The sequence below is a fragment of the Pseudomonas sp. MYb2 genome (genome assembly GCF_002979955.1).
In the GTDB taxonomy this organism is placed as follows: Bacteria; Pseudomonadota; Gammaproteobacteria; order Pseudomonadales; family Pseudomonadaceae; genus Aquipseudomonas.
In genome coordinates this window covers 96,291-112,390 of sequence record NZ_PCQC01000020.1, presented here as the reverse complement: position 1 = coordinate 112,390, position 16,100 = coordinate 96,291, and the positions used below count along the sequence as shown (strand labels likewise).

The window sequence follows — 16,100 nt, the reverse complement described above, 5'->3', positions numbered from 1 at the left end:
AAAAAACGGAGAGACCAAGGCGAAAGTGCGCAAGAAGTTGCGCAGTACTGCGCAACTTCTTGCGCACTTGGCTGCAGACCTTGTGCGACGTGGCTTTCAGCGGTTTTATCAGGCTTTTTTACAAAACAAGTGCGCAACTTCTTGCGCACAGTGGCTACGCGCCATCATTTGGGTCGAGGCGGCTGATTAAAACTTTTAGATCAAAAGATCGCAGCCTTCGGCAGCTCCTACATTTGGAATGTATTTTTCCTGTAGGAGTTGCCGAAGGCTGCGATCTTTTGATTTTTCAACGCGCAAATCGGGACAGACAATCATCAATCGAACGCTGCTGCGTCGCGGCATACAACCCCAACTCATCAATGGTCGCGCGCTCCAGCGCCCGCTCGAAGGCCTGCCGATTGGAGTGCTCGCCATAATGCGTCTGCGCAGCATCGCCGAGGTTCGACTGAAAAATCCCCGCCGCGCTGACCGGCAGGAAATCTTCGTACACCAGTGGCTCCGCTTTCACATGGCCATCGCGGAGCAAATCCTCCAGCGAGGTCTGCGCGAGACTACCTGTCGCGAGTCCTTTTTCCGTAGCGAAATAGCGAAAATACGCCAGCCCTTGCTCACGCATGCCTTCGACGCTGTCAGGGAACTCGCCAAAGTGCCGGGTCATCAGCGCGTTGTAGCGTGCGGCGTTGCCCTCGTTAGGGAAGTCTCCCAGCTCATCTCGCGCGGCATTCAGCAAACGGTCATACAGCGCACGGCCCTTGGGCGTCAGCGCCGCGCCGCGTTGTTCGATTTCGCCGAAGCGCGCGCTGTGGCTGCCACGGGATTTGTTCTGGTCGGTGAAGGCGACGGGCTCGTCCAGCGCCTTGAAGCTGGTCTGGCGCAACAGGATCGGACACTGCCGGCGCGGCGGGCCTTCGATGACTGCTTTCGGCGTAATGCCATGGGCCGGCATCTGTGCTTGAACGATGTCGATGTCGAGGGTGCGCGGTGTCAGGTGATTGATGTGCGGGCCTTTGAAGGCGACCACGTCGGCGATCAAGCGGTGCTGGGCGCTCAGCGTCTGGTACTGCGCAGCGGTGACCGTTGCGCTGTGATGCCAGCGAAAGGTCTCCAGTGCCTGTAGGACAAACTCCTCAGACTCGTCAGTGTTCAAGCCTCCGACCGTTTCGGCGCGTTCGATCAGTTGCAGGGCGGCAGGGGTGAAGATCGTTCGCTTGGCCAACACCGATTCGGCAAAGGCGCGCAGTTCGGGGTCTTCAATCAATTCAAGACGCAGCAACGAGGTAAACACTCGAAACGGGCTGATCTGCAGCGCGTCCTCATGCACCGCGCGAAATGCCGTGGAATGCACCGGCACACCCGCTGGCGTCAGGTCGTAGTAACCCACCGGTTGCATGCCCATCACTGCAAACAGGCGGGCGAGGGTGGCCAATTCGCTGGCGGTGCCGACGCGAATCGCCCCATGGCGTTCCATGCCCAGCCGTTCGATTTCCCCGGTGCTGTGCAGTTGTGCGGCGATCGGCGGATCGCGTTCGAGCACGTCGCGGTTGGTCTGCTCGACCAGTTCCAGCAGTGCGCCGTACAGCGGCACTTCTTCGCGGTACATGTCGGACATCGCTTTGGAGAAGCGCTGGCGGATCAGATCGGGGCTGACGAAAGGCTGCACGGTCATGAAAAAAATTCCTGCCACGGTCACGTAAAGGATGCTGGAAAAGATCGCAGCCTTCGCCGACGTCGGCAAACGAAGAATCCTACGAACTTCATTCTGCCAATGACTGATCCCGCATTCTGTCAGTGTGCCTGTTGCCCGAGAAACTGCCGATACAAGCGCGCAGTGCTTGCCGGATGTTCGACCATCGGCATGTGGCCCACGCCTTCCCAGACTTCCACCTGCAGATTGGCGATGCCTTTGCTCCAGATCGGCACGCTACTGACGTCGATCAACCGGTCCTTGCGCCCCCAAAGCAAGAGCGCCGGGCATTTGATGTCGACCAGTTTCGGCTCCATCGGCGGGCTGGCGCGAAAATCGCGGAAGATCTCCTCGAGATCATCGCGTTGTTGTTCGTAGCGCTGCGCGATCGCGTCCAGCACCAGGCCGGGCACCCACGGCGGCGACGACATGGTCATCGCATAAAAACGCCGGAATTCCTCACGGGAGTTGATCAGGAAGGGGTTATGTCCGCGTGCCAGATGGCGTTCCATGTCGCTGGCTTCGGGTGCCGTAACTCCGGCCGGGTCGATCAATGCCACCGAGGCAATTCGCTCCGGGTAGGTCGCTGCCAGCCACGCGGCGATGTAGCCGCCCATCGAATTGCCGATGACATGCACCTTCTCCACGCCGCAGACGTCGAGGAGTTGAATCATGCGCTTGGCCTGCAACGGAATGTCGTAGCCGCCGCCAGCCTTGAAGCCGGTTTCACCGTGGCCGGCGAGGTCCGGGATGATCACCCGATACTGGCGCACAAAGTGCCGGGAAAAGCGCAGCCACAGGTTCTTGTCGGCGCTGTAGCCATGCAGCATCAGAATCGCGCTGGCCGCTTCGTACGGCCCTCCTTGCCAGGTCGAGACGGTCATCTCGGCGATCGGCACTTCGATCTTGTGCAATTTGTACAACTTGGCCTCGATGGCCATGTTCAGGTCGTACAGCCAATGACCGACCGCCGGATAACTCAACCAGCTCCAGGCCACGAAAACCGCGAGGGCGACAAACAGCAAAAGCATCGACGTCTTCCTTTTACGTGTTCAGGACAGAATGTGGTCGGCCGGTTTCAGCGCTCGGGTCAAGCGGTGATAGCTGAAACTGAAGCCGGGAAACATCGCGATCACATGACCGCTCTTGCTTTGATACCAACTGTGGCAACCGCCGGACTTCCATACCGTGCGCTCCATCTCTCGATGAATCATCTCAGTGTAGGTACGTTCCGCTTCACGGCGCACTTCGATGCTGCGCAAACCCTTCGTCTGCACGGTGCGAATGCAGTCGAGGATGTAGTTCATCTGCGATTCGATGATGAACAGCGCCGAGGTGTGGCCGATGCCGGTGTTGGGCCCGGTGACGATAAACAGGTTGGGGAAGTCCGGCAGGCTGGTGCCGAGATACGCGCGCGGGTATTGCGCCCAGACATCTCTGAGTTGCACGGCGTTTTTTCCGCTGACCGGGTAGGAAATAACCCCGTCGGTGGCGTCATAACCGGTCGACCAGACGATCAGATCAACATCGATGTGCTGACCGTCCTCGGTGTTGATGCCGGTTTCGTCAATGGAAGCGATGCCTTGCTCGCGGGTATGCAAGGTGACGTTGGGGCGACTCAGCGCCGGGTAATAGGTGCTGGAAACCAGCACCCGTTTGCAGCCAATGGTGAAGTCTGGGGTTAGTTTTTCTTGCAGCACCGGGTCCGGCACCTGGCGTTTTAGAAAGCGCAGGGCGTGCTGCTGGACCATGTGAATTGCCGCTTTCGAGTATTTGAACGCGATGACCCGGGTTTCGAATTGCCAGTAAATCAGCCAGCGCAACAGTTTGTAGGCGGGTTTCAGGCCGAGCAGCCAGCGTTGCAGCGGCCCGAACTGACGATCGGCGCGGGGCAGCACCCAGTGTGGCGTGCGCTGAAACACGTGTAGGTGATCGACTTGCGGCGCAATCGCCGGAATCACCTGCACGGCACTGGCGCCGCTGCCGACAATCACCACACGTTTACCGCGGTAGTCGTAGCTGTGATCCCAATTGTTTGTATGAAAAGTCTTGCCTTGAAAGCGATCCTGGCCGGGAAAGTGCGGGATGACCGGTTGGCTCAATGGCCCAGTGGCATTGATCAGGAACTGCGCATAAAAGGTGCCTTTGCTGGCGGTGTGCACGTTCCAGCGTTTTTCCGTGTTGTCCCATTCGATGCGCTCGACATTGGCTTGCAGCTCCACACGTTCGCGCAGCCCGAATTGCTCGATGACATGCTCGGTATAGCGGTGCAGTTCGGCCTGTCCGGCGAACATCTGCGACCAGCGGTACGGCGCAAACGACAGCGAATACAGCGGCGACGGCACGTCCACCGCCGCGCCGGGGTAGGTGTTCTGGCACCAGGTGCCGCCAAAGAAGTCCCGCCGCTCCAGAAGGCGAAAATCATCGATCCCGGCCTTGAGCAGGTTGACCGCAGCACATTGACCGCCAAAACCGCTGCCGATGATCAACACGTGATAGGTGTGCATGGGCCTCCTTCTTATAGTTGTTTTTCCATTTTGCTCCTTTCATGTATAGCCAAATATTTGCACTGCGTGCGGCCCTGATGTCGCTCTATTCAGCCCGCTGGCCGGTGATGGCTATTTAACGTCGCCCTGTTAGACTTCCAGCACATCCGTCCTGCGGTGTGCGTGATCGAGGTCCTTATGGGAAATACCGGAGGAAAGGGACTTTCATTGGCCAGGAGGCTTTATACATCGCGCATCCTCGGGTTGATTCTCGGGCTCGTGTGCGTGAGCGTGGCGATTTACTCGCTCGATCCGCCGCTGTGGGTCTGGGCGTTGATGTTCTTCAACGGCCTGGTCTGGCCGCATCTGGCGTTTCAATGGGCACGCCGCGCCCGGGTTCCTTACCACGCTGAACACCGCAATCTGTTGATCGATGCCTTTTTCGGCGGCTTTTGGCTTGCCGCCATGCATTTCAATCCGCTGCCCACTGCCACGACCATTTCAATGATGGCGATGAACAACGTCGCAATCGGTGGTTCACGCTTTCTATTGGCAGGCTCGGCGGCGCAGTTGCTCGGGGTCGGCGTCGGGCTGGTGGTGTTTGCTCCGGCATTCATTCCGCAAACCACGCCTGCGCAAATGTACGCCTGTTTCCCGTTACTGCTGCTGTACCCGTTGGCGCTGGGCTGGATCTGCTTTCGCCAGGCCTACACCCTTGGCCGGCATAAACGCGAATTGCTTGCCCTGAGCCGCACTGACAGCCTGACCGGGTTGCTCAATCACGGCGCCTGGAAGGATCAACTGGAGATCGCTTTTCAGCGTTGCAAGCGGCAGAAGCAGGGCGCAGCGATTGCGTTGATCGACATCGATCACTTCAAGGCGATCAACGACACCTACGGCCATGTTGCCGGCGACATCGTGTTGCGTCAGTTGAGCAAGTTGCTCAAGCAGAACCTGCGGGCGACCGATGTGGCGGGGCGCTACGGTGGTGATGAGTTCTGTGTGATTTTGCCGGATCTGCCACTGTTCAACGCCGCGCAGGCCATGGAGGCATTGCGCGAGCGTTTCGCGATTCTGGGTTATGAGCAGAATCCGGCGTTGAAGGTCAGTTTGAGTATTGGCCTGGCGGCGTACGATCCGGCGCATGCCGACGCGACACGCTGGCTCAATGATGCCGATCAGGCGTTGTATGAAGCCAAGGCGAGCGGGCGCAACCGGGTGATCTGCAATTGCGATGGCAAGCCCCGGCGGACGTTGTTGGATTCGGTTTGAGCCCTGACCACAATCCCCTGTAGGAGTGAGCCTGCTCGCGATAGCATTGTGTCAGTCACCATCAATGTCACTGACAGAGTGCTATCGCGAGCAGGCTCACTCCTACAAATTTGTTCGGTGTCGATCTGGAGGAGGTCGCATTCGGTGTAGAGCCGCGCGCCGATGTCGGGTACGGTTAAATCCCCCCCGACGCGAAACAAGGATCGCTTCATGACGTTCTCATTTTCTCGCTCCCTGCTGGCAGCCAGCCTCGGCCTGTCTCTCGCTTTCTCCGCTGCCCACGCCTTCGCCGAACCGCACAAACAAGTGCTCGCTGATGCCGAACAATACCAGCCAGAAGCCCTGAAGCTGCTGGAACGGCTGGTCAATATCGACTCTGGTTCCGGCTATGAACCCGGCCTCAAGCAAGTCAGCGACATCGCTATCGATGAGCTGAAAAAACTCGGCGCCACCATCGAACTGGTACCCAACACGCCGGAAAAATCCAACCATGTACTCGCGACGTTCAAAGGCACCGGCAAGGCGAAAATCCTGCTGATGGCGCACATGGACACGGTGTTCAAGGAAGGTTCGGCGGCCGAGCGGCCGTTCCACATCAAGGACGGCCGTGCTTACGGGCCGGGGGTGATGGATGACAAGGGCGGCATCGTCGCCGGGATCTATGCGCTGAAGGTTCTGAAAAACCTCGACTTCAAAGACTATGCACAAATCACCTTCCTGCTCGACGCCAGCGAAGAAACCGGCTCGGACGTCGCCACCGACCTGATCAAGAAAACCGCCAAACAGCACGACGTGACCCTCAATCTCGAGCCGGGTCGTCCGGCCGATGGCTTGGTGGTGTGGCGCAAAGGCAGCGCGACGGCGTTGGTCGAGGTCAAGGGCAAAGCCGCTCACGCCGGCGTCGCACCCGAGTTGGGGCGCAACGCCGCGATGGAGGCGGCGCATCAGATTCTGCAACTGGGCAAACTCGGCGACGAGGCGAAAAAAACCACGATCAATTTCACCGTGCTCAAGGCCGGCGACCGCACCAATGTGATTCCCGATCAAGCCACGGCCAAGGCTGACGTGCGCGCGGCGGTGCCGGAGGAGTTTGACCGGATCGAGAAGGATCTGGCGCGGGTCTCGCAGGACAAATTGATTGCTGAGACGGAAGTGAAGACTTCGTTGCAGCGCGGCTTGCCGCCGATGCCGCAGACGCCCGAGTCGGATCGTCTGATGGCCATGGCTCAGGGGATCTACGGCGAGATTGGCCGCAAGTTGACCGAGGAGGGCAGTGGGGGCGCGGCGGATGCGAGTTTGTCTGCCGGGGTTGGCACGCCGACGCTGGATGGCTTCGGGATTGTGGGCGGCAATATTCATACGCCGGAGGAATACGCTGAAGTGGCGAGCGTGGCACCGCGGATTTATTTGTTGTCGCGGATGATTATGGAGTTGGCCAAACCGCGGTGAGGTATCGGTCGTTTCCAGGCTCTGCGTGGGAATGCCTCAACGGACGCTTTGCGTTCGCTTTGTGTGGGACGCAGAGCGTCCCGGGCTGCATTCCCACGCGGAGCGTGGGAACGATCATTAAGCCGCGGTGAGGTGGTTTGCGGTGTGATGAGGTCGGCGGGGTGCCAGATAAATCGGCCCCTCACCCTAACCCTCCCGAAACGTCGGACCGCCCAGAGGGAGGGTTAGGGTGAGGGGCTTTTGTGAAAAGTGGAAGGCGCGGGCGGCGCACAACTTTCCAAGACGTTTCCTACAACGTACCCTGTTGCCGCGTTTCGGTATCGACCCCTATAGTTCGGTGCTCTTCCTCAACACCCACTCAGAACTCAGCGACATGGCCGCCTGTGCGATGCACCGGTTTGCGGTCGTGCGCGATCTGGCCGACACCTTCGCCAGTCTCAACCTCAAGGGCATTTCCGATTGTGATCTGACGCGGGTGACCAGCGCGGTGCATCTGTTGATGCGCGAGGGCTGTGCGATTCTGAATGTGATTCAGGCGCGGGCGGTGCAGCGGGAAGAGGCTTACAAGACGCCGGTTTAGCGGTGTAGCGGCTGTTGCTATCGCGAGCAGGCTCACTCCTACATTAGATCTTCAGTGCACACAGTATTTGTGTTCAACACTGATCAATTGTAGGAGTGAGCCTGCTCGCGATGGCGTCAGCCCGGCCAATCCATCACTCCTTGACGCTCATGTATTCCTTGGCCCAGAGAATGTATTCCTCCGGTTGGGTATAGGTGTGCGTCAACTCGGTCGCGCTCAGGTCCGAAGCCTGGGTAAAAATCTGCCGCTGTTCGCGCAGGCTATCGTACGTCGCTTTGATCGCCGCAAAATAAGCGCCATGGCCATCAATGGTCACGCGTACACCGAGTTCGGCCAGACGTTTGTCATCGCGCAACGCCGGGTTGCCGTAGGTCACCAGCATCAACGGTACGGTCAGGTGTTCGGCGATTTGTTCCAACTGATCAAAATCCTGAATCCCGACCATGCAGATGCCGTCAGCCCCGGCCGCCTGATACTGGCGAGTGCGGCTGATGATTTCCTGGTTCGGCAGAATGCCGGCGTTGGTCCGGGCAATGATCGCCATTTCCGTATCGACCCGGGCTTCCAGCGCTGCGCGGATCTTGCCGACACCTTCGGCGACGGTGATCAGGTCGGTGGATTTGCGCCCGAACTGGGCAGGCAGCAAGGTGTCTTCGATGGTCAGGGCGGCGACGCCGGCGCGTTCCAGTTCGACGATGGTACGCATCACATTGAGGGCGTTGCCGTAACCGTGGTCGGCGTCGGCAATCACCGGCAGTTGGGCGACGCGGCCGATGCGGGTGGCCTGTTCGGCGAACTCGCTCAGGGTGATCAAGGCAAAGTCCGGTGCGCCCAGCACCTGCAACGAAGCGACGGAACCGCCCAGAATTCCCACTTCAAAACCCAGGTCAGCGGCAATGCGGGCGGACATCGGGTCGAACACCGAAGCGGTGTGATAGCAGGTGTCGGAGGCCAACAGCTGACGGAAACTACGGCGCAAATCTTGATGAGAAAGCCTGGTCATACGAGTTCCACCAATACAAAGGAATGGAAAGGCTTGAGCAAATGTGTCAACGCCGAAGAATGAAAAGGCTATCACGCGAATGGGTCAAGGATCATGACGAATTTGCAAGGCTGACGTTTGCCGATGAGCGCTTTGCTGAAAGGATTAATCTGATCGGGCGAAATTTGGCCGTATTGAGGGGGCAGGTAACAGCTTGACTGCATGGATTGAGGCGGGGCGGCGGTTCAGGCCGCCACCGCCTGTCGCTGTTGATTGGGCAGCATCACCGCGCGCACCGAATTACCCGGCTGAAGTTGCAGGCGTTGGGCGGTCATGCGGTCGATCGCCAGGCTGCTGCCGACTCGACGGGCGCGGGCGACGGTGATGCGGCAGTTTTCCAGGCGACGGTTGTGAATCAGCCACAGCGGCGCCAGGTCGTCCGGGGTGCCGAGGCTCAGGGTCAGTTCGAGGCTGTCACGCACGGTACGGATGTTGCGCAGCGGCGCCTCAATGACCGGGCCTCCATCAAAAATGTCGATATAACCTTTGTGGGCAAAGCCTTCGGCCTGAAGGATTTTCAGTGCCGGCTCGGTATTCGGATGCGCCTGCCCGATGGCGGCCTGTGCCTGTGCGGTGAGCAGGCAGGTGTAGAGGGGCTGACGCGGCATCAATTCGGCGATGAACGCCTTGTTGCCCAGCCCTGACAGATGATCGGCATGGCTGAAGTCCATCTGGAAAAAGTGCCGGCCGAGGCTGTCCCAAAATGGCGAACAACCTTTTTCATCGGCACTGCCACGCAGTTCGGCGATCATCTTCTCGCCAAACAGGTGCGGGAACTCGGCGGCGAACAGCAAGCGCCCGAGTGACAGCAGACGGCCGTTGCTGCCGGTGCGTTGATCGTGGCGCAAGAACAATGAGCACAGTTCCGATTGCCCGGTCAGTTCGTTATTGAGGAACAACGTCGGGATCTGCCGTTGAATACCCAGATCCGGCGCCGAACTCACCGTCAGTCCGACCCGATAGTTGTACCAGGGTTCGCGCAAGCCAACCGCGCCGGCCAACGCGCTGACGCCAACCACGCGCGTATCGTCGTCTTCGAGGACGAACAGATAATCGGCATCGGCGCGCTCCACTTGCTCGGCGAACGCTCGTTGCGCCCAGCGCACGCGGTGGGCCAGGCGATCTTCGTTGGCCGGCAGGGTGGTGAATCCCGGGCCGGCTTGTTGAACCAGTGTCATCAATGCAGGCAGGTCGCTGACGTTGACCGGGCGAACAATCATGCTGTAACTCCTTCTGCGCGCCTGTTCGGGCACGCTCGTTGGCTGCGGAACCGGGCGCGGTTCAAAGGGCAATCAGCCGTATCTGGCTGCCATCGGTTACGTTCAGCGCCGCACACATTGCAGGAGTGAGGGACAGCGGTTGATCGGGTTGGTAATCCAGTTCGGCAACGATGGCCCGGTAGCCACGCCACGCGTCGTTGCTCAACAGATAGCGGCCACGCGCATCGATTTCTGGCAACTGCTGCACCGGGGCCGTCTGGCTGCGGGCAATCGAACGGATATTCGCGGTGCGCGCATACAGGGTCGGGCCAGCATCGAACAGGTCGATGTAGCTGTTGGTTTCAAAACCTTCGCGCTCAAGGATGTCGAACGCCTCTTGCCCATCCGGGTGAATGCGCCCGATACACTCCTGCGCCGCCTGCGGCAGCATCGGTACGTAAATCGGGTATTGCGGCATCAGTTCGGCGAGGAATGAGCGGCTCTGCAACCCGCACAGGCGCTCGGCCTCAACGTACGGCAGGTCGAAGAAGTGCTTGCCCAGCGCATCCCAGAACGGTGAATGGCCGTGTTCATCGCTGTACCCGACGATTTCGGTAATCACCGCTTCGGCAAAACAGGGCGCATGGGCGGCAATGAACAACAGGCGCGCCCGCGAAAGCAATTCCGAGAACGGCGTGCGGACCAGCGCTTTGTCGATGTGAAAACCGCGCAGCAGCGTATGGTCGTTGAGGTCATGGCACAGCGACAATGCCGGCACACCGTGTTCGATGTTCAGCTCGCGCGAGGCACTGGTGAAATGGCGATTGCGCAGGCTGTAGAACGGCTCTTTAAAACCTGCCTTGGCAAGAATTTCCGAGCAACCGACCAGACGCTGCGTGTTGCAATCTTGCAGCACGAAAAAATAGTTTTCCGGCCCCTGCGTCCGTGCCGCGCTGTCGAACGAGGCGCAGGACGCGGCGATTTTGTCGCACAGGCGCTCGCTGTCATCCGGCAGCGAGGTCACTCCGACCATGCTGTCGCGGGCCAGTTGTTGCAATTGCGGCAGGTCGGTTGGCTCGACTGGGCGTAAGACCAGCATGGATGCACTCCTGTATCAAAGGGTTCGGCGAATTCACGAACCTGACTATCACTGTCGGTTTCCACGCGTTAAATCGGCGGTCGCCTGATTTGTTGTCAGACGCCGCTCTTTTTCTTGTCAGCCATTGCTCGGGTCAGGCAACGCGGTACTGGCGCCGAGCTTGTTGAGAAAGAACAGGTACACCAGGCCCAGAACGATCCAGATCAGGCCGAGTTTCTGCGCATCGACGCCCATGTTGTACATGATGGCCGCAACGATGATGAAGCCGATCACCGGGCAGATCAGGTGACGCACAACCTGACCGGACTTTTGCCGACGCCAGTAGTAGTTGATCACGGTCAGGTGCAGCAGCATGAAACCGCTGAGTGCGCCGAAGTTGACCAGCGAGGTCAGGGTGTCGACCGAGTTGATGAACAGGTAGCAGATCACCAGTGACAGCACCGCCACCAGATAAATGCTCAGATATGGCGTGTTGTGTTTCGGGTGCACCCTGGCCAGCACTTTCGGCAGTTTGCCGTCGCGGGCCATGCCGAACAGCAGGCGCGACACCGCAGCTTGCGAAGTGATCGCCACGGCCACACCCCAGGCCAGAGCGGTGGCGACAGCGGTCAGGGTGGCCAGCCAGCTACCAGCGGCGATTTCGGCAATTTCATAAAACGCGGTATCGGCGGATTTGAAGCCCATACCGGCTGCCAGATCGCTGGCAATCCAGGTTTGCGCAACGAAAATCACGCCCATGACCACCAGAGTGATCAACGCCGCTTTGCCGACGCTCTTGCCCGGATCACCCTTGATTTCTTCAGCGAGCGTCGAGATCGCATCGAAGCCGAGGAACGACAGCACCGCAATCGACACCGCTTGCATCAGCAGGGCGAAGTTGAACGTTTCCGGGTGATACAGCGGCGCCAGGGTCAGCTCGCCGTTACCCCCGCCGTTGTGCAGGGCGTTCCATGCATAGAACAGGAAGATCCCCAGTACCACCAGTTGCGCGAGCAGGAAGATGATGTTCATCCGTGCGGTGAAGGTGATGCCGCGCAGGTTGACGAACGTGGCGCTGACCAGGAACGCCAGAATGAAGCCGACCTTCGGAATGTCCGGATACAAGTGGTTGAGCGCCATGGCTGCGTACACATAAAGCAACGGCGGAATCAGCAGGTAATCGAGCAGCATCAGCCAGCCGGCGATGAAACCGACGTGTTGATTCAGGCCGCGCTGTGCGTAGGAATACACCGAGCCGGCAATCGGAAAGGCGCGGGCCATGCTGCCGTAGCTCAACGCGGTAAACAGCATTGCCATCATGCCAATGATGTACGCCAGCGGCACCATTCCCGGTGCCTCGGCATTGACGTAGCCATACACACCGAACGGGGCGATGGGGATCATGAAGATCATCCCGTACACCACCAGATCGGTGAGCGTCAGGCTACGTTTCAACTCTTGCTTGTAGCCGAATTCTTCAATTTCCATGAAGCGCAACTCCTTGTCAGCCAATCGGTTGTTTTAGTTGTTATGTCGGTCCATCGTTTACAGCGTCAGCATTCGATACGGCAGTGATTACAGCAATGGCGCAAGGTATCCGGCCCAGAGCGATACCGCTTGCGGGCTACGCAGCAAATCGTTGCGTACCTCGACCAGCACCGAGTCCAGGCCTCGGGCGTCGCCGTGCACCGGTACCGTCATGTCGCCCAGCGGGTCGATCTTGTACGGCTGATTGCCGGCCACTTGCAACGAATGTTCGCCGAGACCGTTGAGCAGCCGTTGCGCGTACGCCTTCGCCTGACCGAACAGCACGCCGATCTCCAGTGTTCGCGGCTGGCCGTAATACACCGGGGTGAAACTGTGAATCCCTACTACGCGCACCGCTTGACCTTTGGCGAGGCGTTCGTCGATCAGAGTCTGCAAGCGCGCATGGAACGGCTTGAACAGCGTCTGACGGCGGTACTCGCGAGTGGCTTCATCCAGCTCGCGGTTGCCCGGTATCTGATAGATCTCGCTCTGCGCCGGAATGCTGTCGGGCGCATGCCGTGGGCGGTTCAGGTCGATCAGCAGTCGCGAATAATTGGCGCTCAACAATGTTGCGCCGAGTTTTTCCGCCAACTGTTCGGCCAGTTGCAGCGCGCCGATGTCCCAGGCGATGTGTTCACCAGCGGCGGTATCATCAAGGCCCAGATTGTCGAGGGCTTCGGGGATGTAGCGACTGGCGTGTTCGCACACGAGAATCAACGGATTCGTCGAATCCTCGCGGCTCAGGTGGTAGACCGGTCGGGTGTACAACCCAAGCTCGGCGGATTCAGTACAGGCGTGCATAGTGCTCACACAGGTCAGCGGGCGAGAGCTGTTCCGTCAGCGCCAGTTCCTCGGTTTTAAGGGCGTGATAGGTATCGAGCAACGGCTTGGGCAGGCATTCGTTGAAGGCGCCACTGTTGCGCAGGCAATCCAGTGCCTGGGCCAGCGAGGCGGGCAGGGCGACAATGCCCCGAGCCTTGCGTTGCTCGTCGTTGAGTGAATCGGGAACTTCATCGGTGATGGCGTTAAGAGCCAGGCGCTGTTCGATGCCAAGGCGTCCGGCGATCAGCAGTGCGGCCATGGCCAGATGCGGCGAGGCCGTGGCATCCATGGCGCGGAACTCAAGGTTGAACTGCGTCGCCACCGATTTGCCGCCCAGGGTCACCGTCGGGCAGATGCGCAGCGCCGCCTCACGGTTCTGTTGACCCAGGCACGCGTAAGACGCGCTCCAGTGGTGCGGCTGCAAGCGCTCGTACGACACTGGCGTTGGCGCAGTGAACGCGCACAGCGCCGGCAAGTAATGGAGGACTCCGGCGGCCCAGTGCTGGCCGAGGCTCGACAGGCCATTGCTGGTGCCAGCGTCGTAAAGCATCGGCTGTCCGCCCGGATCGAGCAGGCTGACGTGCAAGTGCACGCCGTTGCACACGGCATCGGCGGCGGTCTTCGGCGCGAAACTGAGTTCGAGCCCCATCTGTCGGGCGATCTCGCGGGTGATTTCGCGCACGTTGACCGCACGGTCGGCAGCGGCTACGCCGAGGGTCGGCCGGCAGGTGATTTCGTATTGGTGCTTGCCGTATTCGGGGAGGAACATTTCCGGTTCGACACCGCCGGCGCGCAGAGCGCTGAGCAACCAGCCGCCGAACGCTGCGCCTTGGCGCTGAGCCTGCAGCGAAAACGCCAGGTGCTCGGCAACACCTGCGTGCAGGTTGAATTCGTGTTCGAACGCGGCGTTGACCTGTAAACCCAGTTCGTCGCGATAGCGTTCGACTTCATCGCGCAGCAGCGTGCGTGGACAGGCGCCCCACGGCCGGCCATCGGTTTCACGAATATCACCGTGGATGAAGTCCAGCGCCGGTGCGTCGGCATCCGGACCGTTGGCGACGGTGACGCGGCTGGCCAGATCCGGAATCAGGCGCAGATCGCCATAAGCGCCCCACGGATTGGTCGAGGCAATGATGTCTTGCGGGGTCAACGCGCTGTTGGCCGGCACCCAGCCACAACCGGCCGCCTGATAATGCTCAAGCTCATCGGTGGGAAACGAGCGCCCCCGAGTGATACCGATCAGGTCAGTGGTGACGATGGTGGTCATCGGCACAGCCGCCAGGCGCGAAGTCACGGCTGCATCTCCCGCAAACGGCCGAGCACGGTATTGGTGTCGGTGATCCAGCAATAACCCTTGATCGCATTGAGGCAAGCGTGATGACGTTCGGCGCTGTAAGTGGCACAGGCGTCTTCGACCAGAGTCACCAGATAACCACGATCGGCAGCGTCGCGCACGGCCATGTCGACGCACTGGTCGGTGACGATACCGGCGATGATCAGGTGACGGGTTTGAAGGTTGCGCAGCACGTAGTCGATGGCGGTCGAGTTGAACACGCCGGACGAGGTTTTCGGCAAGACGATTTCGTTGTCGCCCGGGGTCAGTTCGCCGATCACTTGTGCCTGCGGACTGCCCTTGGGCAGGTGCATGTCCGAAAGTTTATGGTCCAGCGAGCGATCGCGACCGTCGGCCGTCAGGCTTTCGATCAGAGTGTGCAGCACATTTTGCCTGGCCTCGCGAAAGGCGCTGAGCAACCGTTGCTGGTTGGGCACCACCTGCGTACGTGCGCGGTTGAGGAAATACTCGGCGTCCGGCTCACTGAGGTGCGGATCGAACTGCGGTTCGAGCCAGGCGCGCTGCATGTCCACCAAGAGCAATGCAGTGTGGTCGGTGACAAACGGCAAGTCCCGCGGCGAGCGGTGGGGAAGGCTGAACATCCTTATTTTTCCTCCAGCAGGTGAGTGGCGAAGTCGTTGCGCAGGGCATCGATGCCCTCGAGGCGATCGGCCAGATCCGGGCTGCGCAGGGTCAGGCAGGCAATCAGCGCTTCGACCTGTGCCAGCGCCGGGACCATGGTGTCGAACGGCGAGGCCGATTCGACCGGAGCGCTAATGATCAGGTCGGCCATTTCGCGCAGTGGTGAGGCATAAATGTCGGTGAACAGAACCACGCGGGCATTGTTGTTTTTTGCCGCTGTGGCGACACGCAGTGCCTGGGTCTGATAGCGGCGGTAATCGAATACCAGGACGACGTCCTGGCGCTGCAGATCGAACAGGCGGTCGGGCAACAGCGCGTTGTCTTCCAGGGCAAAGCAGCCGGGGCGCAGCAGACGCAAATGATTGAGCAGGTAAGTCGCCATCAGGCTGCTGAAGCGGCCACCGAAGCAGTACACCTGATGTCGGGCATCGAGCAGCCAGTCGGTGAGGATTCGCACGTCTTCGGGCTGGGTCAGCGATTGCGTGTCGACCAGCAGGCGATGGCTGTCAGCGAGGTAATGAGCCCAGGCGTCGTCTTTGTTTTGCTGCGCGCGCGGTTGCAACAGCGTGCGCGGCGAGCGCAGGCGATGGTCCATGTCGCTGAGCAGGGCGTCCTGGAATTCGGCATAACCGCCGAAACCGAGTTTTTTCACCAGACGCACGATGGTCGGATCGCTGACGCCGGCATGCTCGGCCAGGCGCGCCATCGGTCCAAGACCATTGCGCGGATACTGATCGAGCAAGGCGCGAACGACTTTGCGCTCCGATGGCGTGAGTTCCAGGCCGGGATCGGTGATCAGGTCTCTGAGAGGGGGCATCCGGGCTCCTGCTGGATGGGGGGTGTCGAATTCGCTTCATAATCCGTTAAAACAGTATTTATGTAACTCACGCTACATGTCTAGCGAATTTTTCGTCGTGTTTAAAAGGCTCCAAAATGGCGCAGGATGCCCGCGTCATAAGGGCTACACGGAAGTCGACAGGTGTTGT

General features: G+C 59.8%; 15 protein-coding genes. 4 read left to right on the top strand and 11 right to left on the bottom strand.

The window, feature by feature from the left end:
* On the top strand, positions 1–190 hold a 190-nt coding region (locus CQ009_RS30150), incomplete at its 5' end, for a hypothetical protein (protein WP_218275802.1).
* 96 nt (positions 191–286) lie between these two features.
* Here the strand turns inward: CQ009_RS30150 and CQ009_RS25195 are convergent.
* The 3 genes from CQ009_RS25195 to CQ009_RS25185 all read right to left on the bottom strand — a co-directional run bounded on the left by CQ009_RS25195 (position 287) and on the right by CQ009_RS25185 (position 4,191).
* The gene (locus CQ009_RS25195) at positions 287–1,666 is read right to left on the bottom strand and encodes a VOC family protein (protein ID WP_105709060.1); all 1,380 of its coding nucleotides are present in this window, start codon (positions 1,664–1,666) and stop codon (positions 287–289) included.
* 119 nt (positions 1,667–1,785) lie between these two features.
* Positions 1,786–2,715, bottom strand: a complete 930-nt coding sequence (locus tag CQ009_RS25190; protein ID WP_064392531.1) for an alpha/beta fold hydrolase — start codon at positions 2,713–2,715, stop codon at positions 1,786–1,788.
* A gap of 21 nt (positions 2,716–2,736) precedes the next feature.
* Complete coding sequence (locus tag CQ009_RS25185) at positions 2,737–4,191, bottom strand: NAD(P)/FAD-dependent oxidoreductase (RefSeq protein WP_105709059.1); 1,455 nt, start codon at positions 4,189–4,191, stop codon at positions 2,737–2,739.
* A 177-nt stretch (positions 4,192–4,368) separates the two neighbouring features.
* Between CQ009_RS25185 and CQ009_RS25180 the strand changes: the two genes are divergently transcribed.
* The 3 genes from CQ009_RS25180 (at position 4,369) to CQ009_RS25170 (ending at position 7,471) form a co-directional block, all read left to right on the top strand.
* Complete coding sequence (locus tag CQ009_RS25180) at positions 4,369–5,442, top strand: diguanylate cyclase (RefSeq protein WP_105709058.1); 1,074 nt, start codon at positions 4,369–4,371, stop codon at positions 5,440–5,442.
* Between the two features lie 210 nt (positions 5,443–5,652).
* Positions 5,653–6,891 carry a M20/M25/M40 family metallo-hydrolase gene (locus CQ009_RS25175; RefSeq protein WP_105709057.1) on the top strand — a complete coding sequence of 413 codons (1,239 nt, stop codon included), beginning with the start codon at positions 5,653–5,655 and terminating at the stop codon, positions 6,889–6,891.
* A gap of 301 nt (positions 6,892–7,192) precedes the next feature.
* On the top strand, positions 7,193–7,471 hold the full coding sequence (locus tag CQ009_RS25170) for a hypothetical protein (RefSeq protein WP_105709063.1): 279 nt from the start codon (positions 7,193–7,195) through the stop codon (positions 7,469–7,471).
* Positions 7,472–7,604: 133 nt separating this feature from the next.
* Here the strand turns inward: CQ009_RS25170 and CQ009_RS25165 are convergent, their stop codons facing one another.
* The 8 genes from CQ009_RS25165 to CQ009_RS25130 form a co-directional block, all read right to left on the bottom strand.
* Complete coding sequence (locus CQ009_RS25165; RefSeq protein WP_064392540.1) at positions 7,605–8,474, bottom strand: oxaloacetate decarboxylase; 870 nt, start codon at positions 8,472–8,474, stop codon at positions 7,605–7,607.
* Between the two features lie 224 nt (positions 8,475–8,698).
* Complete coding sequence (astA, locus tag CQ009_RS25160; protein ID WP_105709056.1) at positions 8,699–9,733, bottom strand: arginine N-succinyltransferase; 1,035 nt, start codon at positions 9,731–9,733, stop codon at positions 8,699–8,701.
* A 61-nt stretch (positions 9,734–9,794) separates the two neighbouring features.
* Complete coding sequence (locus tag CQ009_RS25155; protein WP_064392541.1) at positions 9,795–10,811, bottom strand: arginine N-succinyltransferase; 1,017 nt, start codon at positions 10,809–10,811, stop codon at positions 9,795–9,797.
* Positions 10,812–10,928: 117 nt separating this feature from the next.
* Positions 10,929–12,278 carry an APC family permease gene (locus CQ009_RS25150; protein ID WP_105709055.1) on the bottom strand — a complete coding sequence of 450 codons (1,350 nt, stop codon included), beginning with the start codon at positions 12,276–12,278 and terminating at the stop codon, positions 10,929–10,931.
* 87 nt (positions 12,279–12,365) lie between these two features.
* On the bottom strand, positions 12,366–13,118 hold the full coding sequence (locus CQ009_RS25145) for an N-formylglutamate amidohydrolase (RefSeq protein WP_105709054.1): 753 nt from the start codon (positions 13,116–13,118) through the stop codon (positions 12,366–12,368).
* Positions 13,102–14,433: a glutamine synthetase gene (locus CQ009_RS25140; protein ID WP_064392545.1), complete on the bottom strand. Its 1,332-nt coding sequence runs from the start codon at positions 14,431–14,433 to the stop codon at positions 13,102–13,104. Before CQ009_RS25140 ends, CQ009_RS25145 begins: the two co-directional genes overlap by 17 nt.
* Positions 14,430–15,074, bottom strand: coding sequence for an isochorismatase family cysteine hydrolase (locus CQ009_RS25135; RefSeq protein WP_064392547.1), 645 nt, complete (start codon positions 15,072–15,074; stop codon positions 14,430–14,432). Before CQ009_RS25135 ends, CQ009_RS25140 begins: the two co-directional genes overlap by 4 nt.
* A 2-nt stretch (positions 15,075–15,076) precedes the next feature.
* Complete coding sequence (locus CQ009_RS25130) at positions 15,077–15,931, bottom strand: MurR/RpiR family transcriptional regulator (RefSeq protein WP_064392549.1); 855 nt, start codon at positions 15,929–15,931, stop codon at positions 15,077–15,079.
* Positions 15,932–16,100 lie beyond the last annotated feature (169 nt).

Excerpts from the sequence above, each read along its gene's own strand:
- CQ009_RS25195 (WP_105709060.1), bottom strand. The coding sequence starts at position 1,666 with ATGACCGTGCAGCCTTTCGTCAGCCCCGATCTGATCCGCCAGCGCTTC.
- CQ009_RS25190 (WP_064392531.1), bottom strand. The coding sequence starts at position 2,715 with ATGCTTTTGCTGTTTGTCGCCCTCGCGGTTTTCGTGGCCTGGAGCTGG.
- CQ009_RS25185 (WP_105709059.1), bottom strand. The coding sequence starts at position 4,191 with ATGCACACCTATCACGTGTTGATCATCGGCAGCGGTTTTGGCGGTCAA.
- CQ009_RS25180 (WP_105709058.1), top strand. The coding sequence starts at position 4,369 with ATGGGAAATACCGGAGGAAAGGGACTTTCATTGGCCAGGAGGCTTTAT.
- CQ009_RS25175 (WP_105709057.1), top strand. The coding sequence starts at position 5,653 with ATGACGTTCTCATTTTCTCGCTCCCTGCTGGCAGCCAGCCTCGGCCTG.
- CQ009_RS25165 (WP_064392540.1), bottom strand. The coding sequence starts at position 8,474 with ATGACCAGGCTTTCTCATCAAGATTTGCGCCGTAGTTTCCGTCAGCTG.
- astA (WP_105709056.1), bottom strand. The coding sequence starts at position 9,733 with ATGATTGTTCGCCCGGTCAACGTCAGCGACCTGCCTGCATTGATGACA.
- CQ009_RS25155 (WP_064392541.1), bottom strand. The coding sequence starts at position 10,811 with ATGCTGGTCTTACGCCCAGTCGAGCCAACCGACCTGCCGCAATTGCAA.
- CQ009_RS25150 (WP_105709055.1), bottom strand. The coding sequence starts at position 12,278 with ATGGAAATTGAAGAATTCGGCTACAAGCAAGAGTTGAAACGTAGCCTG.
- CQ009_RS25145 (WP_105709054.1), bottom strand. The coding sequence starts at position 13,118 with ATGCACGCCTGTACTGAATCCGCCGAGCTTGGGTTGTACACCCGACCG.
- CQ009_RS25135 (WP_064392547.1), bottom strand. The coding sequence starts at position 15,074 with ATGTTCAGCCTTCCCCACCGCTCGCCGCGGGACTTGCCGTTTGTCACC.
- CQ009_RS25130 (WP_064392549.1), bottom strand. The coding sequence starts at position 15,931 with ATGCCCCCTCTCAGAGACCTGATCACCGATCCCGGCCTGGAACTCACG.